This is a genomic window from Microbispora sp. NPDC046933, assembly GCF_040644635.1.
Classification (GTDB): domain Bacteria; phylum Actinomycetota; class Actinomycetes; order Streptosporangiales; family Streptosporangiaceae; genus Microbispora.
The window spans coordinates 45,238-65,699 of sequence record NZ_JBEYWW010000004.1; the positions used below are offsets into that span (position 1 = coordinate 45,238).

Annotated in this window: 19 protein-coding genes; 9 read left to right on the top strand and 10 right to left on the bottom strand. The window is 71.7% G+C overall.

Annotated elements, in window-relative coordinates:
• Positions 1-31 precede the first annotated feature (31 nt).
• Positions 32-727, bottom strand: coding sequence for a helix-turn-helix domain-containing protein (locus tag ABZ857_RS06560; protein ID WP_357038537.1), 696 nt, complete (start codon positions 725-727; stop codon positions 32-34).
• Positions 728-827: 100 nt separating this feature from the next.
• On the opposite strand from ABZ857_RS06560, the gene ABZ857_RS06565 reads away from it, so the two are divergent.
• From ABZ857_RS06565 to ABZ857_RS06575, 3 genes are all read left to right on the top strand, one after another.
• Positions 828-1,877, top strand: coding sequence for a DMT family transporter (locus ABZ857_RS06565; RefSeq protein WP_357038540.1), 1,050 nt, complete (start codon positions 828-830; stop codon positions 1,875-1,877).
• Positions 1,878-1,905: 28 nt separating this feature from the next.
• Positions 1,906-2,730 (top strand): MBL fold metallo-hydrolase, encoded by an 825-nt coding sequence (locus tag ABZ857_RS06570; protein WP_357038543.1) that lies wholly within the window; start codon positions 1,906-1,908, stop codon positions 2,728-2,730.
• A 76-nt stretch (positions 2,731-2,806) separates the two neighbouring features.
• On the top strand, positions 2,807-3,493 hold the full coding sequence (locus ABZ857_RS06575; protein WP_357038546.1) for a DsbA family protein: 687 nt from the start codon (positions 2,807-2,809) through the stop codon (positions 3,491-3,493).
• Between the two features lie 467 nt (positions 3,494-3,960).
• Here ABZ857_RS06575 and ABZ857_RS06580 read toward each other — a convergent pair whose 3' ends face one another.
• Complete coding sequence (locus tag ABZ857_RS06580) at positions 3,961-4,416, bottom strand: hypothetical protein (protein ID WP_357039386.1); 456 nt, start codon at positions 4,414-4,416, stop codon at positions 3,961-3,963.
• Between ABZ857_RS06580 and ABZ857_RS06585 the strand changes: the two genes are divergently transcribed.
• The 4 genes from ABZ857_RS06585 to rocD all read left to right on the top strand — a co-directional run bounded on the left by ABZ857_RS06585 (position 4,333) and on the right by rocD (position 8,917).
• The gene (locus ABZ857_RS06585) at positions 4,333-6,153 is read left to right on the top strand and encodes a DUF222 domain-containing protein (RefSeq protein WP_357039358.1); all 1,821 of its coding nucleotides are present in this window, start codon (positions 4,333-4,335) and stop codon (positions 6,151-6,153) included. The genes ABZ857_RS06580 and ABZ857_RS06585 overlap by 84 nt on opposite strands.
• 141 nt (positions 6,154-6,294) lie before the next feature.
• Positions 6,295-6,744, top strand: a complete 450-nt coding sequence (locus ABZ857_RS06590; RefSeq protein ID WP_357038548.1) for an Lrp/AsnC family transcriptional regulator — start codon at positions 6,295-6,297, stop codon at positions 6,742-6,744.
• Positions 6,745-6,851: 107 nt separating this feature from the next.
• On the top strand, positions 6,852-7,706 hold the full coding sequence (ddaH, locus tag ABZ857_RS06595; RefSeq protein WP_357038551.1) for a dimethylargininase: 855 nt from the start codon (positions 6,852-6,854) through the stop codon (positions 7,704-7,706).
• A complete protein-coding gene (gene rocD, locus ABZ857_RS06600) occupies positions 7,703-8,917 on the top strand; it encodes an ornithine--oxo-acid transaminase (protein WP_357038554.1) in 1,215 nt (404 codons plus the stop codon). The genes ddaH and rocD overlap by 4 nt, the downstream gene beginning before the upstream one ends.
• Here the strand turns inward: rocD and ABZ857_RS06605 are convergent.
• Complete coding sequence (locus ABZ857_RS06605) at positions 8,886-10,469, bottom strand: alkaline phosphatase D family protein (RefSeq protein ID WP_357038557.1); 1,584 nt, start codon at positions 10,467-10,469, stop codon at positions 8,886-8,888. The two genes, rocD and ABZ857_RS06605, sit on opposite strands and share 32 nt — an antisense overlap.
• Positions 10,470-10,733: 264 nt before the next feature.
• On the opposite strand from ABZ857_RS06605, the gene ABZ857_RS06610 reads away from it, so the two are divergent.
• Positions 10,734-12,071, top strand: coding sequence for a Glu/Leu/Phe/Val dehydrogenase (locus ABZ857_RS06610; RefSeq protein ID WP_357038560.1), 1,338 nt, complete (start codon positions 10,734-10,736; stop codon positions 12,069-12,071).
• 87 nt (positions 12,072-12,158) lie between these two features.
• Here the strand turns inward: ABZ857_RS06610 and ABZ857_RS06615 are convergent, their stop codons facing one another.
• From ABZ857_RS06615 to ABZ857_RS06630, 4 genes are all read right to left on the bottom strand, one after another.
• Positions 12,159-12,875 carry a hypothetical protein gene (locus ABZ857_RS06615; RefSeq protein WP_357038563.1) on the bottom strand — a complete coding sequence of 239 codons (717 nt, stop codon included), beginning with the start codon at positions 12,873-12,875 and terminating at the stop codon, positions 12,159-12,161.
• Between the two features lie 104 nt (positions 12,876-12,979).
• Complete coding sequence (locus tag ABZ857_RS06620) at positions 12,980-13,891, bottom strand: Gfo/Idh/MocA family oxidoreductase (protein ID WP_357038566.1); 912 nt, start codon at positions 13,889-13,891, stop codon at positions 12,980-12,982.
• A gap of 34 nt (positions 13,892-13,925) precedes the next feature.
• On the bottom strand, positions 13,926-14,855 hold the full coding sequence (locus tag ABZ857_RS06625; protein ID WP_357038569.1) for an NAD-dependent epimerase/dehydratase family protein: 930 nt from the start codon (positions 14,853-14,855) through the stop codon (positions 13,926-13,928).
• A gap of 10 nt (positions 14,856-14,865) precedes the next feature.
• A complete protein-coding gene (locus ABZ857_RS06630; RefSeq protein WP_357038572.1) occupies positions 14,866-15,213 on the bottom strand; it encodes a YrdB family protein in 348 nt (115 codons plus the stop codon).
• 111 nt (positions 15,214-15,324) lie between these two features.
• On the opposite strand from ABZ857_RS06630, the gene ABZ857_RS06635 reads away from it, so the two are divergent.
• A complete protein-coding gene (locus ABZ857_RS06635; protein WP_357038575.1) occupies positions 15,325-16,023 on the top strand; it encodes a TetR/AcrR family transcriptional regulator in 699 nt (232 codons plus the stop codon).
• Between the two features lie 69 nt (positions 16,024-16,092).
• On the opposite strand, the gene ABZ857_RS06640 is transcribed toward ABZ857_RS06635, so the two are convergent.
• The 3 genes from ABZ857_RS06640 to ABZ857_RS06650 all read right to left on the bottom strand — a co-directional run bounded on the left by ABZ857_RS06640 (position 16,093) and on the right by ABZ857_RS06650 (position 20,124).
• A complete protein-coding gene (locus tag ABZ857_RS06640) occupies positions 16,093-16,632 on the bottom strand; it encodes a MarR family transcriptional regulator (protein ID WP_357038578.1) in 540 nt (179 codons plus the stop codon).
• A gap of 11 nt (positions 16,633-16,643) precedes the next feature.
• Positions 16,644-18,275 (bottom strand): FUSC family protein, encoded by a 1,632-nt coding sequence (locus ABZ857_RS06645; protein WP_357038580.1) that lies wholly within the window; start codon positions 18,273-18,275, stop codon positions 16,644-16,646.
• Positions 18,276-18,405: 130 nt separating this feature from the next.
• Complete coding sequence (locus ABZ857_RS06650) at positions 18,406-20,124, bottom strand: hypothetical protein (RefSeq protein ID WP_357038583.1); 1,719 nt, start codon at positions 20,122-20,124, stop codon at positions 18,406-18,408.
• Positions 20,125-20,462 lie beyond the last annotated feature (338 nt).

Genomic DNA, 20,462 nt, shown 5'->3' on the forward strand with positions numbered 1-20,462 from the left:
GGGAGAACGACGCTCGCGAGAGCGGCATCCGTCAACTCGCCGGCGCACCGCCCCCCGCGAGCCGGCGAGCGCTCCACACCAGCGCCTCGGTGACGCGGGCCTGCGACAGGCCCAGGACGTGCCGCTGGAACTGGTAGACCTCGGGCGCGAGCGGTGCCAGCACGGCGTCCGCCGTTCCCTCCGGGTCCGGCACTCGCGCCTCGGTCAGCAGCATCCGCACGTGCGCACGCCAGAAGCGGTAGGCGCCGGTGCCGAACCGCGCGCTCCCGGTCTCGGCACCCAGCACGAGGTGCAGGTGCCGCTCCAGCAAGTCGATCATGGCGACGTGGAACGCGGCGAGCCGGTCGGCCGGTGAGGCCCCCGGGCCGAGCGGCGGCGGGCCGCTCAGGATGTGCTCCTGCACCTGCCGCTCGTGCTCGTCCAGGAGGGCCGTCGCGATCGACGCGGGGTCCGGATAGCGCCGGTAGAGCGTGGCCCGGCCCACTCCCGCCGCCTTGGCGATCTCGTCCATCGTGACGTGCCGCGCGTCCCTCGTCGCGAAGAGCTCTTCCGCCGCTTTCAGCACCCGCATGCGGTTGCGCGCCGCGTCCGCCCGTTCCCGCACCGGCGCCGGCCGGCCCGGTTCGAGGTCCAGCACGGGCAGTTCCCGGCCGGCACCGGCCGGCATGGTCCCCTCCGGGGGAACGCGGCCGTTCCTCCGGTTTCCACCGGGATCCGTCAACGCCATGAGGACATGGTAGCCCCTCGGGCAACTATGTGGACACAGCGTCCGGTTCTGGCCTACGCTCATCCGGACACTACGTCCACTTCTGTCGCGGAGGACTGCCATGCATGTCCTGTTCCTCGCCTCGGCACTGCTGGTCGGCTGCTTACTGGCAGTGCAAGCCTCGGTGAACCTCCAGCTCAACAAGGCCGTCGGGACGCCGTACGGCGCCTCGACCCTGCAGCTGAGCGTGGCGACGGCCCTGCTGGCGCTCCTCGCGGTCGCCGCAGGGGCGATCGGCGCGGTCCGCCTCGCGCCCGGTGTCCCGTTCTGGCATCTGCTCGGCGGCCTTGCCAGCCCGCTCTACATCACCAGCGGGATCCTGCTCTTCCCCCGCCTCGGCGCCCTGGCGGCGGCCGGGCTGTTCGTGACCGGCCAGATGTTCGCGTCGCTGGGCCTCGACCTGTTCGGCCTGCTCGGCATCGCGCGCAAGCCGCTCAGCGCCGGCATCGCGCTCGGCGCGCTCGCGGTCCTCGCCGGAATCACGGTGATCATTCGTGGGCAGCGCCCGGCCCTGCCCGCGCAGTCGCCGCCCCCGCCCGCCCCCAGAGTCACGGCGGGACCGGCGCCCGGCGGCGCTGCCGGCGTTCCCGCCCGCGGTGGGACGGCCACCGTCACCGCCCCGGCCCCCGCGGCCGTACGGCGGACCGGCAACCTCGGCCAGACCGGCTGGATCCTGCTGGGCATCGTGGCCGGCGCCGTCCTGCCGGTGCAGGGCGCGGTCAACGCCGCGCTCCGCGAGGACATCCACCAGCCGGTGACCACCGCGATGATCAGCTTCGCCGTGGCCACGATCACCATCGCCGTGGTGCTGGCCGTCCTGCTCGCCACGCGCCGCACGCCGCGCCCGCGGTTCGCCCCGCTGCGCACCATGCCCTGGTGGGGCTGGCTCGGCGGCGCCTGCGCCGCGGCGTACGTCACCGCGACCTTCACGCTCATCCCCACGATCGGCGCCGCCACAACCGTGGCGCTGACCGTGACCGGCCAGCAGGTCGCCTCGGCCGTGATCGACAACTACGGCCTCCTGCGGCTGCCCCGGCGCCCGCTCACCACGCCCCGCCTGTCCGGTCTCGCCCTGCTCATCGCCGGCTCGGTGCTCGTCCAGCTCACCTGAGCGACCACCCGAAGAAGGGACTCCCTCCATGCCCTCCTCCCTGCGCGGTCCGTATCAGGCGGCACCCGGCGTCCACACGCTGCCGTCGTCCCTCCCCATCACCGGGGCGGGCCTGCTGCCGGTGAACGCCTACCTGATCCGCGGTCCGCAGCCGATCCTCGTCGACACCGGCATGGCGATCGACCGCGGGCACTTCGAACAGGCCCTGTGGTCCCTGGTCGACCCGGACGACCTGCGCTGGATCGTGCTCACGCACGACGACCGGGACCACGCGGGCAATCTCAAGGAGATCCTCATGGCCGCGCCGCAGGCCAAGGTCGTCACGAACGGCCTGGCCGTGGCGCGGCTGGGCGAGGAGTGGGACGTGCCCCCGAACCGCGTCCTCCAGGTCAACCCCGGCCGCACCCTCGACCTCGGGGGCAGGATCGTCTCCCTGCTCCGCCCGCCCGCCTACGACTCCCCCTCGACGCTGGCCCTGTACGACCACGCCAGCCGTTCGCTGTTCAGCGCGGACAGCTTCGGCGCGGTCCTGCCGGAGCCGGCGGAGAGCGCCCAGGACGTCCCGGAGATCGACTACCTCGCCGGGATGGCCCTGTTCACCAGGGCCAACGCCCCCTGGACCGCGCTGGCCGACCCGGCCAAGTTCGACGCCGTGCTGGACGAGCTGGTCCGGCTCGACCCGCGGCACATCCTCAGCTCGCACGGCGCCACCGTCGTGGAGCGCACCGAGGCGGTGGTGAAGACCCTGCGCGAGGTGCCCCGCATGACGCCCTGGCTGCCGGACGAGGACGTGCTCGTGGAGGCCGTGCTCGCCAGGCACGAAGGAGCACCGCTCACCGCCGGCACGGCATGACAAACGGCGCGGCACAGACAAACGGCACAGACAAACGGCACAGACAAACGGCCCGACTCAGACAAGGAGAACGTCGATGACGACGACACCGGCCCCCGAGCCCGGCACCATCATCATCTTCTCGGACATCTGGTGCTCTTTCGCGCACATCGCGGTATACCGGCTCCACAAGACCCGAGAACGGCTGGGCCTGACCGGCCGGGTCCGGTTCGACCACCGCGCCTTCCCCCTGGAACTGCTCAACGACGCGCCGAGCCCCCGGCCGGGGACCGACAGCGAGGTGGGCCGGATGGCCGCCCTGGAACCCGACGCGGGGTGGCAGCTGTGGCAGGCGAAGGACTGGCTGTACCCGTCCACGACGCTGCCCGCGCTGGAGGCCGTCCAGGCGGCCAAGGAGCAGGGATTCACCGCGTCCGAGCAGCTCGACCTGGCGCTGCGGAGGGCTTTCTGGGCCGAGTCGCGGTGTATCAGCCACCGCAAGGTCATCCTGGACGCCGCCGCGTCCACCGGCGCGGTGGACGTGGACGCCCTGGCGGCCGCCCTCGACGATGGGCGGGCCCGCCGGGCGCTGTCCATGCAGGCCGCCGTCGCGGCGACCGACCGGGTGAACTGCAGCCCGCACCTGTTCCTTCCGGACGGCACCGACCATGCCAACCCCGGAATCGCGGTCGGCTGGGCCGGCCCGTACGGCATCGGCTGGCCCGTCGTCTCCTCCGACGACCCGAGCGTGTTCGAGGACATCCTCAAGCGCGCCGCCGCCTGACCGAAGCCCCTCCCGGACGGGCGTTGCGCCAGCTGGGGCGTGGTAGTGCCGGGCAATTGCAGGTGCCGTCGCCCTTTTTGGGATAGCTACCCGCGCTATTGGCCCTTTTTCTCGAGGGCGACCTGCTGCTCCAACTATTCGTTTCTCATGGTTGCTCTGAGTGATAAGGCGGTGAGAGAATTCATACAGAATTTCGAATCCATTGAGGGGGTGTGATGAATCTGTTCGACTGTGATTCTGACCGCCCTCGTCGTTCGAATAAAGCCGATGGCGACTGGCGGGATCAGCTGATCGCCGATTCTCCTTTGTGGTCGTCGGAAGGTTCGCTGGCCCGTGACGAATGCCCCGTCGGGCATCTCCCGAGCGACACCCCTGAGAGGCCGCGTTCCGAGAGTCCGCGTTCCGAGAGTCCGCGTTCCGAGAGTCCGCGTGACGGTTCAGGCCATGCCGGTGCGGGCGTTGGCGGTTCAGTCGATGGTGGTCCGACCAATGCGCAAGGCGACGCGGCCACGGTCGGCTCTGCCGCGAGTAGCGGCGCTGACGGCACCGGCGCTGCCAGGGCTGGCGCGGCGGATGCCGCCGGTGCTGTCGGCGACGCTGCCGGGGGCGCTGGTGCCTGCGGCAGTGGTCGTGGTGGTCGCGGCGCGGATGGTGCCGGTCCTGCCGGCGATGATGCCGAGGCCGGCTTGGGTGATGCGGGTGCCGGTCGCGGGAACGCCGGTCGCGGCAGGGTCCAGTCGTCGTGGGTGTTGGTGGCCTCGTTGCGGGAGTCGGCGCAGGCGTTGGCGCTGACGCCGGTGCCCGAAGATGCGGACATCTGCCTGGCCGAGGCTGAGGAGTTGCTGTTCGCGCGGGATCGGATCACGTGCGCGCTGGCCGGGCGCGTCGGGCGGGTGGACCGGGCGGGGCAGGTCAAGCAGCATGGGCATGCCTCCACCCGTAGCTGGTTACGCACCGTGGGTGGGATGAGTGCTGCGGGGGCGGGCCGGTTGTTGACCGTGGCGGTGGAGCTGGCCCGGTTGCCGCGGGTGCGGGAGGCGTTCGAGGCCGGGGCTTTGGCCGCGGGAGTGGTGGAGGCCATCTGCGCCGCCGTCGCCGGCCTGAGTGATGAGCAGGTGGGGCTGGCGGAGCCGATCCTGCTGGAGTTGGCGGGTAAGGCAGGCGCGGCGGAGGTGGCCAAAGCGGGCCGGTATCTGCGAGCGGTGCTCGACCCCGACGGGCAGGAACGCGATGAGCAGGCCGATTATGCGCGGCGGTTTTTGACGGTCCGCACCGGCAAAGGTGGTGGGCTGGAGGGGGAGTTCTATCTGCCTCGTGAGGCCGCCGCCCGGCTGCGGGCGTTGCTGGACGCCTATGCCAGGCCGCGGGTCGAGGGCGATGATCGGCCGCTGCGGGTGCGGCAGGCGGATGCGTTGATCGCGTTGCTGGAGCAGAAAATCGCTGCCGAGCTTCTGGTCCTGGTCAACGCCGAATCCCTCCCCGCCGACCCGGTCAACGACACCATTGACGACACCGAGGTCCCCGGGGACCGCTGGGAGACCGGCGACGTCGAAGACGCCGGGGATGCCGAGAACCCCCGGGACACCGACCAGCACACCGAGAACGCCCAGCACATCGAGAACGCCCAGCACATCGAGGGCGGCCGGGCCACCGGCGACGTCGAGGACGCCGGGGATGCCGAAGACGCCCAAGATAGCCGCGACCTCGGGGAAGGCCGGGACGGGCCGGGCACCGGTGCCCCACCCGACTGCAGGCCCGGCGACGCCAAAGGGACGGACCAAGCCGTCGGCGCCGGTGCCGCGGGCCTCGTCGACACGCCCGGAGACGCTGCCCCGGGTGCGGACCACGGTTGCATTGACCACGGTTGCATTGACCACGGTTGCATTGACCACGGTTGCGTTGACCACGGTTGTGCCGACCACGGCCACGAGCGCCGGGGGCACGGCGAGAGCGCGTGCGGGTGCGGCGGTGGAGCGCAGCGGTCGCCGGGCGCGTCGCCGAGGACACCACTCGAAACAGCGGGAGGAGCGCCGGAGACGCCGGGCGCGCTCAGCCCAGGGCAAGAGACAGACCCGAATGCGGGGCCGGATGCGGGGCCGGATGCGGGGCCGGAGCCGGGAGCAGACCCGGAAGCAGACCCGGAAGCGCAGTCGGGGGCGCCACCGGGGACAGGCTCTGGAGCAGGGCCGGGGGCCTTGTTCGGGGCCGCGCCGGGGACGGTGCCGGGGTTGCCGATGCTGGGGTTGCCGGCGCCGGGGTTGCTGCTGGCCACCGGGCAGGTGCTGCCGGTCTCCGGCGTGCACCGCCTGGCCCGCACCAGCAGCCTGGTGCGGCTGGTGATGGACGCCGACGGGCAGGTGCTCGACATGGGCCGCAAAGTCCGCCTGGCCACCCCCGCCCAACGACGGGCGATCTTCGCCCGCTACGCCACCTGCTGGATCGACGGCTGCCCACTGCCCGCCACGATGTGCCAGATCGACCACGCCGACAACTGGAGCACCGGCGGCCTGACCGACCTGAAACTGCTCGGCCCCGCCTGCCAGTTCCACAACCGCGACCGCTACCAGCACCCCGAGCGCTACACCCGCCACACTGTCGGCAAGGACCGCTGGGCCTTCACCTACCACAACCCCGTCAGAACCCGCAGGCTGCGGATTTAGGGCGCTGTCCGCAAACGATCAGACGGTCAACCGCCACCGACAATCCATACCTGACGCCTTACGCATGTCATCGCAGCCGTGGACGGGGTGGCACGCCGGGCGCGGGGGCATGCCGGACGCCGCGGCTGTATACAGGTCCACGTGAAGTTGGACGAGCTCGATCGCGCCATCATCCGGGCCCTCGTCGAGGACGCCCGAGCGACGTACGCCGAGATAGGCGCTCAAGTGGGGCTGTCGGCTCCGGCCGTGAAGAGGCGGGTCGACCGGCTCATCGCCAGCGGCGCGATCACCGGCTTCAGCGCCCGGGTGGAGCCGTCGGCCCTCGGCTGGACCACCGAGGCGTACGTCGAACTGTACTGCCGCGGCAAGACCTCCCCGGCGGAGATCGGCATGGCCGTGTCCCGGCACCCGGAGGTCGTCTCGGCCTGCACGGTCACCGGCGAGGCCGACGCGCTGCTGCACATCCGCGCGACCGACGTGCGGCACGTCGAGCGGGTGATCGAACGCCTGGCGGCAGAGCCGTTCGTGGTCCGCACCAAGAGCTCGATCGTGCTGTCGCGGCTGATTAACGGATCGCTGCAAAACGGGTGAAGGACGCAACCGATCCACACGTGATCGCAACGCGGGCGCATTGGATTGTCGCCCTCCGATTCCTACGCTGAAGTCCCGTTCACCCGGTTTCCCGCTTGGAGTCGACGATGACACTCGCGCCAGCCACCGAGACCACGGACAGTGGTCGTACGGGCACGGCCCGGCATTTCCTGATGTGCCGGCCCGAGTTCTTCACGGTCTCGTATTCCATCAACCCGTGGATGCATCCCGAGAAGGGCGCCGACACGGCCAGGGCGTTGCGGCAGTGGGACAGCCTCCGGCAGGCGTACGAGGGGCTCGGCCACCGCGTCAGCCTGATCGACCCGATCGAGGGCCTGCCGGACATGGTGTTCGCCGCGAACGGCGCGCTCGTCGTGGACGGACGGGTCTACGGGGCCAGGTTCGCCCACCCGGAACGCGCCGCCGAGGGCCCCGCCTACCTGCGGTGGTTCGTCGAACGGGGATACGAGACACTGGAGGCGTCCTTCACCAACGAGGGCGAGGGCGACTACCTCACGCTCGACGAGATGATCCTGGCCGGGACGGGCTTCCGCACCGACGTGGCGGCGCACATGGAGGCCCAGGAGTTCCTCGGCCGCCCGGTCGTCACGCTGCGCCTGGTCGACCCGAGGTACTACCACCTCGACACCGCTCTGTTTCCGCTGGACGGCCACAACGTGGCGTACTATCCGGAGGCGTTCAGCGAGGGCAGCAGGAAGGTGCTGCGGCGGCTGTTCCCCGACGCCGTGATCGCCACGTCCGCGGACGCGGAGGTGCTGGGCCTCAACGCGGTGAGCGACGGCCGCAACGTCGTCGTCAACGCCGAGGCGACCGGGCTGATCCTGGAACTCAAGCGCCGTGGCTTCGAGGTCGTCCCGGTGGACCTCGGCGAGCTGCGCAAGGCCGGCGGCGGGCCCAAGTGCTGCACCCTCGAGATCCGGCCGAACAGGGAGATTCGATGAACAGCGAGGAACTGATCCGGCTCAGCGAGAGCCACAGCGCGCACAACTACCACCCGCTGCCCGTCGTGATCAGCTCGGCCGAGGGCGCCTGGGTCACCGACGTGGAGGGCAAGCGGTATCTCGACTGCCTGGCCGGCTACTCCTCGCTGAACTTCGGCCACGGCAACCCCGCGATCCTCGCGGCGGCCCGCGAGCAGCTCGACCGGCTGACGCTGACCAGCCGGGCGTTCTACCACGACCGGTTCGCCGCGTTCGTGACCGGCCTTTCCGAGCTGTGCGGCAAGGACATGGTCCTGCCGATGAACACCGGCGCGGAGGCTGTCGAGACCGCCGTCAAGGTCGCCCGCAAGTGGGGCTACGAGGTCAAGGGCGTCGCCCCCGACCAGGCCAACATCGTCGTGATGGAGGACAACTTCCACGGCCGCACCACGACCATCGTGGGCTTCTCCACCGACCCGGAGTCCCGGGACGGCTTCGGCCCCTTCTCCCCCGGCTTCCGGATCGTCAAGTACGGCTCCGCCGAGGCGGTCAGGGAGGCGATCGACGAGAACACGGTGGCCGTGCTGCTCGAACCGATCCAGGGCGAGGCCGGCGTGCTGGTCCCGCCGGACGGCTACCTGGCCGCGGTCCGGGAGATCTGCACCGACAACAACGTGCTGTTCGTGGCCGACGAGATCCAGTCGGGCCTCGGCCGCACCGGCGACACGTTCGCCTGCGACCACGAGCGCGTCGTCCCCGACCTGTACGTGCTGGGCAAGGCCCTCGGCGGCGGCGTGGTCCCGGTCTCCGCGGTCGTCGCGAACACCGACGTCATGGGCGTGATCGGGCCCGGCCAGCACGGTTCCACCTTCGGCGGCAACCCGCTGGCGTGCGCCGTCGGCGACGCGGTGATCGGGCTGCTGCGGACCGGCGACTACCAGGCCAGGGCCCGCGAGCTCGGCGCGTTCCTGCACGCGCGCCTGGCGGACCTCGGCCGCCAGGAACACGGCGTGGTGGCGGTGCGCGGGCGCGGGCTGTGGGCGGGCATCGACATCGACCCCTCGCTCGGCACCGGACGGCAGATCAGCGAGGCGCTCATGCGCCGCGGCGTGCTCGTCAAGGACACGCACGGCTCGACGATCCGCCTCGCGCCACCCCTCGTCGTCTCCCGGGACGACCTGGCCTGGGCGCTGGACCAGCTCAGCGCGGTGCTGCGGGAGGCTCGGGCCTGATCCGCACCGTGTCCTGATCGCCGGTGTCGGTGAACCACGTCACCGTGGCCTCTCCGGGCGCCAGGTCGATGGCGGTCATCATGTTGGGGAACCAGGGTCCCTTGCTGATCCGCCACCGCAACGGCGCCCGGGGAATGCCCCCGGCCCTCGCCAGCACCCCGCCGAGCACACCCGCGAGCCCGAACGACGCCACGATGTTGGCGAAGCGCAGCGTGCGGCTCAGCGGGTTGCGGATCGGCGAGCAGACGATCTGGTGGACGCGCCCCCCGCCCCGGCGCCGTACGGACGCCATGTAGGAGTAGTGGACGTCGCCCGACAGCAGCAGGACGGTCGCGGGCGGCCTGCCCCGGCCGCCCGAGGCGACCTCCAGCACCACCCGCGCGAGCTCCTCGAACGACCGGCGGAAGGCCCCCCAGTGCTCCAGGTCGAGAAACTGCCGCACCCGCTCGCCCCACCGCGCCGCCCGGCGGCCCCAGCTGCCGTCGCAGACCGCCTCGTTCCAGCTCTCCACGTGGTGGATCCCGGCGGGCAGCAGGATCGGCAGCGAGGACCCGACGAGCAGGTGGTCGAAGTCGCCGGTGGCGTGCTTGTCGAACCAGTCCCACTCGCCCGGGTCGAGCATCCGCCGGCGTCCCGGCTCCAGCACCCGGGCGCTGCGGCTGTCCAGCACGATCAGCCGGGTGCCGCCCAGGTCCCTGTGGTAGCTCCAGCGCACCGAGCCGGGCTCCTTGTCGGCCCGCCGGGCGAAGGCGTCGAGCGCCTCGTCGCCGCCGCCCGCCCGCAGCGCGGCCAGCACGGGATCGGCCGCCCGCTCGGCCGGGGGCAGATTCCCCAGGTGCTGGTAGATGTAGTACGAGCCGAGCGCGGAGACGATGCGCCGCCCCCACCAGGGCACCTCGGCCATCTGCCCGCGCCAGACGTCCGAGGTGTTCCAGTCGTCCCTGACGTCGTGGTCATCGAAGATCATCAGGGTGGGGACCGTGGCCATCAGCCAGCGGACCGGAGGGTCGGACCACGCCTGCCGGTACAGCTCGGCGTACTCCTCGAAGTCGACGACCTCCTCGGGTCCTTCGTCCCTGCGCCCGGCGATGAACTCCTTCATGTCCGGGGTGAGCTCGTCGGCGTACACCTGGTCGCCCAGCAGCAGGATCAGGTCGGGCCGCTCGTCCGGCGACTCCATCAGGCGCAGGCCGTACGCCCGCAGGACGTCCGGGCCGTGCGTGCGCACGTACGGCTCCTCGTGCGGGACGCTGGTGCGGCAGGAGCCGAAGATCAGCCGGTCGAGGCGGGTCAGCGGGCGGATCACGCTGGGCGGCAGGCCCTCCTCAGGCCACACCCGCCGGTCGTCGAGCTCCACCTCGTAGGCCACCGGGCCCTCGATGCCGACGTCGAGCAGGGCGTAGTGGTGGCCGTGCACCGTGAAGGTGCGCTCCTCGGTGCAGGCGTCGCCGGCGCGCACGCGGACCGTGCAGGGCTCGGAGGTCTCCACCCAGACGGTCGCGGCGGCCGCGTCCACGTGACGCAGCAGCGGGCCCAGCACAAGTTCCGGCACGCCCCATGTCTACTTGCAAACCCTGTCTACCGCAAAAGGATGGCAAAGCAGGACTTGGGGCTCATCCATCCGTCCGCGTGCACTACCTATGCGCCGGAACGGCGAAAACCCGCCCGGCGATCTCCGTATTGGCCTATATCGCGATCACCCGGTGCACGGTTTGATCCAGATGTCGCTCCTCCCGGTCCGCCTTCGCAGCCGTCAACGACGACGGCACGCGAGGTCCGGGGGACGGCCACTATTCCGACAGGAGTACAACAGAACATGACCATCACGGACTTCCCGACAACGGCGTCGGGGGTTCGGTCTCCGATCCCCGATCCCCGATTCACCAACGCCGGTCAGCCCACGCCCGGTGAGCGTGCCCTCGCCGCCGCCCGCTTCCAGCTCGCCGAGGCGTCCCGCTTCCTCGGCCTCGACGACGGCATGCACCACATGCTCGCCACGCCCCGCCGCTCGCTGACGGTCTCGGTGCCCGTACGGCGCGAGGACGGCCGCCTGGAGGTGGTGCAGGGCCACCGCGTGCAGCACAACCTGTCGCGCGGCCCGGCCAAGGGCGGCATCCGCTTCCACCCCGCCACCGACCTCGCCGAGGTCACCGCCCTCGCCATGTGGATGACGTGGAAGTGCGCCCTCGTCGGCATCCCGTACGGCGGGGCCAAGGGCGGCGTCGCGGTCGACCCGGCCACGCTGACCACCCGCGAGCTGGAACGCGTCACCCGGCGCTACGTCAACGAGATCCTGCCGCTCATCGGCCCGGAGAAGGACATCCCCGCGCCCGACGTGGGCACCGACGAGCAGACCATGGCCTGGATCATGGACACCTACAGCGCGAACGCGGGCTACTCCGTCCCGGGCGTGGTGACCGGCAAGCCCACGGCCCTCGGCGGCTCGCTGGGCCGCGCGGGCGCGACCTCGCGCGGGGTGCAGATCGCCGCGCTGCAGGCGCTGGCCCAGACGAGCGGGGCGCGATCCCCCGAGGGCACGACCGTGGCGGTGCAGGGCTTCGGCAAGGTGGGCGCGCTCGCCGCGCAGTATCTCGCCGACGCCGGCTGCCGTGTCGTGGCCGTCTCCGACGCGGGCGGCGCGGTCGTCCGGTCCTCCGGCCTCGACGTCGCCGCACTGCGCGCCCACGCGGCCGAGACCGGGACGGTCCACGGTTACCGCGACGCCGACCCGCTCTCCCGCGAGGAGCTGCTGGAGCTCGACGTGGACGTGCTGGTGCCGGCCGCGCTCGAAGGCGTGATCACCGCGGACAACGCGCCGCGCGTGCGGGCCCGCCTGGTCGTGGAGGGCGCCAACGGGCCCACCACGCCCGAGGCCGACCTGATCCTGGCCGGCAACGGGGTCACGGTGGTCCCCGACATCCTGGCCAACGCCGGCGGGGTGATCGTGTCCTACCTGGAGTGGGTGCAGAACACCCAGGCGTACTCCTGGAGCGCCGGAGAGGTCGAGGTGAAGCTCCGCGACCTTATGGAGAACGCCTACCGGGCGGTCGCGGACCTGGCCGAGGAGCGTGACCTCACGCTCCGCCAGGCCGCCCACGCGATCGGGGTGGGGCGGGTGGCCGAGGCCCACCGGATGCGGGGCCTCTACCCCTGACGCCCCCGAGGCGCTTCGAAGACGGCGACGATGACCGCCTCCCGGGAATATGCGGCTTCCGGGAGGCGGTCAGGCCGGCCCCGCGGGTCAGCTCTTCTTGGGTGAACCCTGGCAGCGGACGGGATACAGGGCCTCGACGAACGGGTTTCCGTAACCGAGCGCCTCGAGGCGGACGACTCCGCTGTACCTCGGCTCCCGGGTCCAGTGGGCGGCCTGCACCTTCGCGTATCCGCTGGGCGGCACCGTGCCGGTGTAGTAGGACCCGGGCACCCCGTCGATGACCCATCGCCAGGTGAGCTGGGCTCCCCCGGGAGCGCGGAAGGTGCCGTGAGCGGTCACGTAGGGCGCCTCGAGGCAGTCACCGTAGTAGGCCATCGGGGTGAACCCGACGATGCCCACGCCGCCGGACGGGACGTCCACCTGCTGGCAGGTGATGCTGTAGGGCGCTTCCCTGAAGGGCATGTTCTCGTTCAGCACCTCGATGCGTACGGTGCCGGTGACGCTGGTCGTGGTGTTGTTGCTGTACCAGAGATCTCCGATCGTCTGCCTCAGGCCGGCCCTGATCTGCTGGGTCCTGGTGACTCCCGGCTTGCCGTCGACGACCAGGCGGTAGCTGACGGTGGTGTCGCGGTCCGTCATGACCAGCGCGTCCGCCCTGAAGCCCCCCACGGGCGGGCACTGGCCCTGGTGGACGGGCGCCAGGATGTACGGCATGGTCAGCTGGGCGACCGCCGTGGCGGCCGCGGCGGGAGTCGCGGTCAGAAGGCCGCCGAGCAGTAGGGCGGCCAGCAGGATTCTCCTCATGCGGGCATGATCGGCGCGGCTTCTGACAAGCCTCTTGGATCTGGCTTGGAACCCCCGGCGCCGGACCGCTGAGGCGGTGGTGAGGGCTGGTCCCCCGCTTCGGATCAGCGGCACGAGGTGGTCGCGGCGCCCGTCGCGGCTCTCACGACCTCCTCGCACAGCTCGTGGGTCAGCAGGGCGTCGTCGGCCGTGAGGATCCGCCCCTCCCGGACCGCGGCGAGGAACTCTCCGACGATCTGCTCGATGCCGCGCTGGCGGGTCGCCGGGACCCAGTCCCCCCGCCTCGTGACGGTCTCGCCGCCGGCGAAGTCGACCACGTCGCCGAGGTTGACGACGCGCCGCTTCCCGCCGTCGCCCATGACCTCGCACGTCTCCTCGGCGGCGCCGCTGGTGCGGCTCATCACGCCGACGGCGGTGAACCCGTCGCCGCCCAGCGTCAGCACCACGTGTTCGAGCAGGCCGTCGCGCACCCTGGTCCTGACCGCAGTGCCGGTGATCGGCCCCGGGGCGAGGAAGCGCAGCGTGTCGGCCACGTGGACGAAGTCGTCGAAGATCACGGTCCGCGGGTCGCCGGGCAGGTCACGCCGGTTCTTCTGCATCACGACCACGTCGCGCGGCAGGTCGCGCAGGGCCGCGTACGCCGGGGCGTGCCTGCGGTTGAACCCGACCATCAGCGACCTGTCCCGCTCCCGTGCCAGCCGTACGAGCCCGGCGGAGGCGGCGGCGTCGTAGGCGAGGGGCTTGTCCACGTAGACGTGCACGCCCGCCTCCAGCAGCGCGGTCACGATGGGGACGTGGGCGGCGGTGGCCGCGTGCACGAAGGCCGCGTCGATCCCGGCCTCGACGAGGCCGTCCAGGGAGGTGAAGCGCGCGCCGATCCGGTACGCGTCGCCGAGCCGGTCGAGAGCCGCCCGGTCGCGGGTGCACAGCAGCGGCTCGATGCCCGGCGTCGCCGCCAGCACCGGCAGGTACGCCTTCTCCGCGATGTCTCCCAGGCCGACGATCCCGACTCTCATGCCGGGGAGACTACCGCCGCCCTTCCGGCGCCTCTCAGCGCCCCCGCCACCATGCCGCCGTCCGCTTCGCCCCGTCCTCGACCGGCGTCGGCGCGAACCCGAGGACCTCCTGGGAGGTGGAGGAGTCGAGCACGTACGGCCGGTCGAACTGGTAGCGGGTCTCCCCCAGCTCGCGCAGGAACGGCGATACGAGGCCCCCCGCCTTCAGCATCCACGCCGGCAGCCGCCGCAGGCGCGGCGCCGGGACGCCCCCGGCCTCACACACCATCTCGGCGAACCGCCGCATCGTGAAGGGCGGCGCGGTCGGGACGTGCCAGGGCCGGCCCCACGCGCGCTCCTCCTCGGCGGCCGCCGCCAGCGCCCGCACGACATCGGGCAGATATGTCCAGCTGTGCGGGATGTCGGGGTCACTCACGACGGTGGCGGGCTTGCCCGCGAGCAGGGGCTCCAGGAGCCGGGGCCCCAGGTATGACTGGTCGGACGACCGCGGCCCGTAGTAGTCCGAGCCGCGCACCTCCGTGACCCGCACCCGGCCGGCCTCGTGGGCCGCCCGCATCTCCTCCCACATCCGCGCCCGGACCATGCCCTTGGTGCCCGTCGCGGCGAGCGGCAGGTCCTCGGTCATCGGCCCTTCCACCGGCCCGTACCCGTACAGGTTGCCCAGCGTGACCAGGACGGCCCCGGACGACTCGGCGGCGGCCAGCAGCGAGGCCGCGATCGGCGGCCAGTCCAGGGGCCACCGGTGATAGCGCGGGTTGGCGCAGTTGTACAGCGCGTCGGCCCCCTCGGTGAGCCGCCGCATCACTCCGGCGTCGGCCGCGTCCGCCGCGACCGGCGATATCCCCGGACGCTTCGGGCCCGAGCCCGAACGGGTGACGAGGGTCACCTCGTGCCCGCGCTCCGCCAGCGTCTCGGCGAGCCCGCCGCCGACCTGTCCCGCTCCGACGATCACATGCCTGCCCATCGCTTCTCCTTCAGACCTGATCCGTCAGCAGCCGCAGCACGCCGTCCACGACGTACACGACCGCGAACACGACACCCGCCGTGACGAGGCCGGAGGCCGCCAGCGCGGCCGCCCCCGCCCCGAACCACACAACCTCGAAGGCGGCCCGGGCGAGACCGTGCAACTGGTGCGGCGCCTTGCCACCCGCCATGAACAACCCCCAAAGCGTGGCGAACACCGCCGGCCCACCGAGGCCCAGAAGGATCTTGACCAGCACGTTCGCCTCCAGGGTGAACCCCCAGTAGGCCAGCGAGATCAGCACGCCCAGCTCCAGGAAGAACATCACTGCGGGGATCACGCCCTTGGCCACGGTGAGCATCGGCACTCCTTGCGTTCATTGCTCTGTTTCGAGAGCAATGCTCTCTTATTGGAGGGACTTCGTCAAGAGCGCTGCTCTCTAATCGCTCAGGTGCTCTGTTAGCCTGGCCGCATGAATGCGAGCCGTACCGCGCGGGAGCGGGTGAGAGCGGAGCTGATCAGGGAGATCACGGACATCGCCCGGCGACAGCTGGCGACCGAAGGGGCCGCGGGCCTGTCCCTGCGGGCGGTGGCCCGGGAGATGGGGATGGTCTCGTCGGCGATCTACCGCTACTTCCCCAGCCGCGACGACCTGCTGACCGCGCTGATCATCGACGGGTACAACGCGATCGGGGAGGCCGTCGAGCGCGCCGACGGCTCTTGCGCCCGCGACGACTTCACCGGGCGCTGGCATGCCGTCTGCCGGGCCGTACGCGAGTGGGCCCTGGCCCATCCGCACGAGTACGCCCTGCTGTACGGCTCACCCGTGCCGGGCTACCGGGCGCCGGACGACACCATCGCGCCGGCGGTGCGGGACACGGCCGTGTTCGGGCGGATCGTCGCCGACGCCCACCGCGCGGGCAAGCTCGTCCCTCCCCCGATCTGCCCGCCGCCGCCCGCGATCCTGGCCGAGGACGCCGAGGTCGTACGGTCGCTGATACCGGACGCGCCGGACGACGTGATCACGCGGGCGATCGTCGCGTGGACGGGCCTTTTCGGGATGGTCAGCTTCGAACTCTTCGGCCAGTTCAACAACACGATCACCCACCGGGCCGAGCTGTTCGAGCACAACATGACCTGCCTGGCCCGCCTCGTCGGCCTGCCCGAGTAGGAGCACGACTCGGCTTCGCCCGAGCAGCCCGCGCCGATCCGGGTTCTGCCGGGGCCTGGCTTGCTTCGATCAGGGCTGGCGGGCGCCGAGGCGTCCTTCCAGCAGGAGGAGCAGCTCGCCGAGCAGGTCTCCCAGCTCCCGCCGCCGGTCGGCGCCCATCGCCGCCAGGAGATCGCCCTCGTAACGCAGCTGCCGCGGCAGGAGCCGGTCGGTGAGCGCACGGCCCTCGTCGGTGAGCGCGAGGTGGGAGACCCGCCGGTCGCGCTCGTCGGGGCGGCGGCTCACCAGCCCGCGCTCCTCCAGGACCCGCAGCCGCTTGGTGACGGCCGCCCCCGAGGCGAAGGTCTCCCTGGCGATCTGACTCGGCGTGAGCTCCCGGTCGAGCCGGCGCAGGGCTGCGAGGACGTCGAACTCCGGCCGGGTGAGCCCGTACTCCCCGAGGGGCGCGTCGCCGGCCTGCTGGAGCAGCAGGACACACCGGGTGAGGCGGCCGATCACGGCGATCGGCGCGGTGTCCAGCTCGGGGTGGACACGCCGCCACTGACGCATCACCTGCGCGACGACGTCCTCTGCGACGCTCTCGGGCGCCTCCTCGGCGATGTCCTCCACGCCCCGATTCCTCAGCCCTGGGTCCGTTCGCAGCCGACTCTATCCCGAGCCGCCGCGGCCATCCTCGCCAGCAGGCGATGCCCCTCGTGCTCGGCCCGGGCGACCTGCTCCTCCGGCAGCGCGCGCTGCCACCACTCGCCGGCCGCGACGTCGGAGGCGCGGCGCAGCTCCACCAGGGCGTCCACGAGCATGCCGCGGACCCGCGCGGTCTCTCCCGGCTCACCGGTGCCCAGAGCCAGCAGACGCCGGGCGGCCGCCTGGGCATCGGCCACACGCCGCAGCGCCGCGTCGATCCGCCCGGCGCTGCGGCGGTTGGTCACCAGCAGGCAGCCGAGCAGGCCCGCCGCGACGCCCACGGCCGTGTCCAGCCAGCGGTCGCTGACCAGCCGCCACGCGGGCTGATAGCCGGGCAGCTCGGTGAGCAGGAGAGCCATCGGCGTCACGCACACCGTGCCCAGCCAGTAGTTGCGGGTCATCAGCGCCTCGGTGCAGAACTGCAGGGCCAGCGTGAGCAGGACCAGGGCGAGCGCGCCCGTACGGCCGACCGGCAGGAGCGCCGTGAAGACGAGCAGGCCGACCACGCTGCCGAGAGCCCGCTGCAGGGCCCGTTGCCACGACAGCGTGGCGTTGGCCTGGAAGACGGACGCGGCCGTGACCACCGCCCAGTAGGGGTGGCCGACTCCCGCCGCCAGCGAGACCAGCCCGGCGAGGGCGGATCCGACGGCGACGCGTACGCCGATCGGGAACAGCGGGGAGGCGGGGTGGAACATGCTCAGCAGGCCGGGCCCGCCCGGCGCCGCCCGTTCCAGCGCGATGCCCGCGAGCCCGGCGGCCTCCGTCTCACCGAGACTCACCTCGGGCACCGGCCGGTTGCGGCGCACGTCGGCCGCCCAGCTCGCGAAGCGACCCGCCTCGTCGCGGGACACGGCCGGGAGGGACGCCTCCACCCGGGCCAGGAGGCGTTCGAGCGCGTGCCTGCCCGGCCCCTCGGGCGACGGGAGCAGCGTGTGCCATGCCGCGTTCACCGCCGCCGCCGCGTCGTGCCGGGCGCGGGCGACCCCCGTCCCCTCCGCGTGGGCGAGCCGTACGGCGGCCTCCAGGGCGCGGGCCACCGCCGTGCGCTGCGGCCCTTCGGGCCGTACGAGCGCGGGAGCCATGCAGACCAGCCAGGCCAGCGCCGCGGCGGCCGCGACGAGCGCGAGGTGGAGGGGGATCTCGCCGAGCCGCTGCGGCAGGAAGGCGCAGGTCGCGCTCATGAACGTGAAGATCAGATTGCCCGGCGGGCCGATCCGGGCGGCGTCGCACGCCACCTTGTGCGCGGCGGCCAGCAGCGCCGCCACGCCGACCAGGACGGGCGCCGACCGGGTGAGCCCGGCCGCGGTGAGCGCGACGCCCACGCTGGCGACCATGCCCGCCGTCACGCCGAGCAGGGTTCGGGCCCGCACCCGGTACGGCAGGCCGTGCGCGTAGAGGGCGCACATGGCTCCGGCGGAGGTGTAGACGGCCAGGTCCAGGCGGTCCAGCAGGAGCAGGACCGTGTCCGGCACGGCGAGTGCGATCACCGCGCTGAGCGCGTGCTTGTGCCAGACGTCGCCCAGCCCGCCGATCCGGAACACTCCCCGCAACGGCAGCCGCCCTCGCATCGCCGGCCTCATGATCCCCCGTTCTTTCGCAAGTGTTTTACTCGTGAAAGATACCAGCCCGCGAACGACTCGACCCCGCCGCCACGGGGGTCTACCTGCGCCTTATTCGAGCCCAGCCCCGGCCTCCCGCTCATGACTTCAGCTTGAGCCTCTTCCTCGACGCCCCCGGGAACACGACGACCAGGTGCTGCTCCTCTCCCGCATCGTCGACCCGCACATAGACACGGAGCCGGTAGCGGCCCTTCCCCGCGATCGCCAGGTTCGGCATCGGGGCACCCGCGCCCACGTCTCCGCCCTCGCCCATCTCCGGCACGGTGAGCTTGCCGCTGCGGCTGACGATCGGCACCTCGTTGACCTGCTCCCACCCGGCCGTCCGCGGTGGCGGCGGGGTGCGGAAGGCCTTCACAGTGAGGCACAGATCAGAGACGTCTTCGACATGCCCGATGAGCACCGCGCTGCCGGCCACCCCCAAGAGGGTGCTGTCGTCGTCGAGCTTGTCCATCGCCTGCTCCTCCATCTCGCCGGCCGCGTCGTCTTCGGGGTCGTGGACCAGATAGCCGGGATCGCCGTCCACGAACAGGAAGTATTTGGCCGTCGCCTGGACGACACCCTTCGTCCGGGGCCACGGGTCGCGGCACTTCGCGTTCTCCTCGGCGATGTAGGCGGCGTTCGCCGCCTGCGCCTCCTTGGTCGACCGCAGCAGCTCGGGACGGGTCGCGCCGACGATCTCCGGGCAGACGTAGACGAGGTCCCACGGGTCCGCGCCCCAGGCGGACCGCGCGCTCCCGGCCCTCGTCAGAATCGCCTCCTGCTCGTCGCGGTCCTTCGCACGGCACAGCGCCCGCCCGTACGCGAGGATCTGCTGGTCCGACAGGCTGTCGGGGAACATGGGCGGGACTCCGCCATCTGTGCTCCGCGCCCGGCACAGGAACGCGGCGTCGCGTTCCGCGGGTTTCAGGTCGCCGAAGCTGGGCCGGTCATAACAGTCCATCGACCAGCCGGTGTAGGTGAGGTGCGGGGTCTGCTCCGGGTGGATCAGCGCGATGATCGGCAGTACGGCCACGGCCGCCACCGCGACGCGGATCACGCGCCGCCGGGCGGGCGGAAGGTCCGCCGGGCGGCCCTCGGCGGGCAGTTCACGGGCGGTCGCCGCGATCCACACGACGCTGACGAGTTCCACCGCGTCCATCATGACCAGCACCGCCAGATGGCCGCTGGAGATCCTGCTGAAGAGAACGTTGAGCGGGATCACCAGCGCGTAGACGCCCACCGACAACCACCCGGCGGCCTGCGTGCCGCGGCTCCACCGGCCGTCGCGCCACTGCCCGACGACCGTGATGGCGGTCGCCGCCACTCCGCCCAGTATCAAGCCCAGTTCGACGACGCCGCCCGACCCAAGCTCTGGCAGGTCGAGTGCGTCGAGCAGTTCGTCGGCCGCCCCGGCCAGCTCGACCGCGAACATCGCTCCGGCCGCCGCACGCAGCACGCGGGACCGCCAGCGGATGACGAGCAGGAAGAGGACGTCGATCGCGGTCCACAGCACGAGCTGGAATGCCGCGTCGACCGCGTCGGGGAGCAGCGCGATCGGATACCACAGCACGAGGCCGTACGCCACTGCCAGATACAGCAGTCGGCGCAGCGCCTTCTCCCGGCGGTCCAGCGGTCCCGGCGCGGGGGCACGCAGGATCAGCCACAGGAGCGCGGCCTTCACCGGAGCGGCCACGAGCAGCGCCACAGTCGTCGGGGTGTCGAATTCGCCTCGTACGTAGAACTCCACATAGGCCGGCGGCGACCATTCGACGGCCACCCAGAGCCAGGCGTCACCCAGCACCAGGCCCGCGACCGCCACCGCAAGGACCAGACCTACTAATCCAATCCTGATAATCCGCCAGGAACTATCCGAAGGCACGGGACGCGATCTTAGTGCGGCACCGCCGTACAGGCCCCGTGTGGTTGATCAGCCGCGAGCGCCCGCCGGGGTGGGGGTCGGCTTTTGCGTGATCCATTGTGCCCGTGGCTGTGGATCGTGGCGGGCCACATCAATCATGAGACATGCGAAAGGCGGCAGTCGGGGATCTCCCGGTTGCCGCCTTTCGCGTATTCACGACAGCCTTTTGGGCTGATCAGGGCATATGCTTGCGATTTTGTGCAAGGTCATGGGCAGTGAGACCGCAGGTCCTGCCGCGT

Bases quoted from the DNA above. Each gene is read 5' to 3' on its own strand.
- ABZ857_RS06560 (WP_357038537.1), bottom strand. From the start codon at position 727: ATGGCGTTGACGGATCCCGGTGGAAACCGGAGGAACGGCCGCGTTCCC.
- ABZ857_RS06565 (WP_357038540.1), top strand. From the start codon at position 828: ATGCATGTCCTGTTCCTCGCCTCGGCACTGCTGGTCGGCTGCTTACTG.
- ABZ857_RS06570 (WP_357038543.1), top strand. From the start codon at position 1,906: ATGCCCTCCTCCCTGCGCGGTCCGTATCAGGCGGCACCCGGCGTCCAC.
- ABZ857_RS06575 (WP_357038546.1), top strand. From the start codon at position 2,807: ATGACGACGACACCGGCCCCCGAGCCCGGCACCATCATCATCTTCTCG.
- ABZ857_RS06580 (WP_357039386.1), bottom strand. From the start codon at position 4,416: ATGCTGCTTGACCTGCCCCGCCCGGTCCACCCGCCCGACGCGCCCGGC.
- ddaH (WP_357038551.1), top strand. From the start codon at position 6,852: ATGACACTCGCGCCAGCCACCGAGACCACGGACAGTGGTCGTACGGGC.
- rocD (WP_357038554.1), top strand. From the start codon at position 7,703: ATGAACAGCGAGGAACTGATCCGGCTCAGCGAGAGCCACAGCGCGCAC.
- ABZ857_RS06610 (WP_357038560.1), top strand. From the start codon at position 10,734: ATGACCATCACGGACTTCCCGACAACGGCGTCGGGGGTTCGGTCTCCG.
- ABZ857_RS06615 (WP_357038563.1), bottom strand. From the start codon at position 12,875: ATGAGGAGAATCCTGCTGGCCGCCCTACTGCTCGGCGGCCTTCTGACC.
- ABZ857_RS06620 (WP_357038566.1), bottom strand. From the start codon at position 13,891: ATGAGAGTCGGGATCGTCGGCCTGGGAGACATCGCGGAGAAGGCGTAC.
- ABZ857_RS06625 (WP_357038569.1), bottom strand. From the start codon at position 14,855: ATGGGCAGGCATGTGATCGTCGGAGCGGGACAGGTCGGCGGCGGGCTC.
- ABZ857_RS06630 (WP_357038572.1), bottom strand. From the start codon at position 15,213: ATGCTCACCGTGGCCAAGGGCGTGATCCCCGCAGTGATGTTCTTCCTG.
- ABZ857_RS06635 (WP_357038575.1), top strand. From the start codon at position 15,325: ATGAATGCGAGCCGTACCGCGCGGGAGCGGGTGAGAGCGGAGCTGATC.
- ABZ857_RS06645 (WP_357038580.1), bottom strand. From the start codon at position 18,275: ATGCGAGGGCGGCTGCCGTTGCGGGGAGTGTTCCGGATCGGCGGGCTG.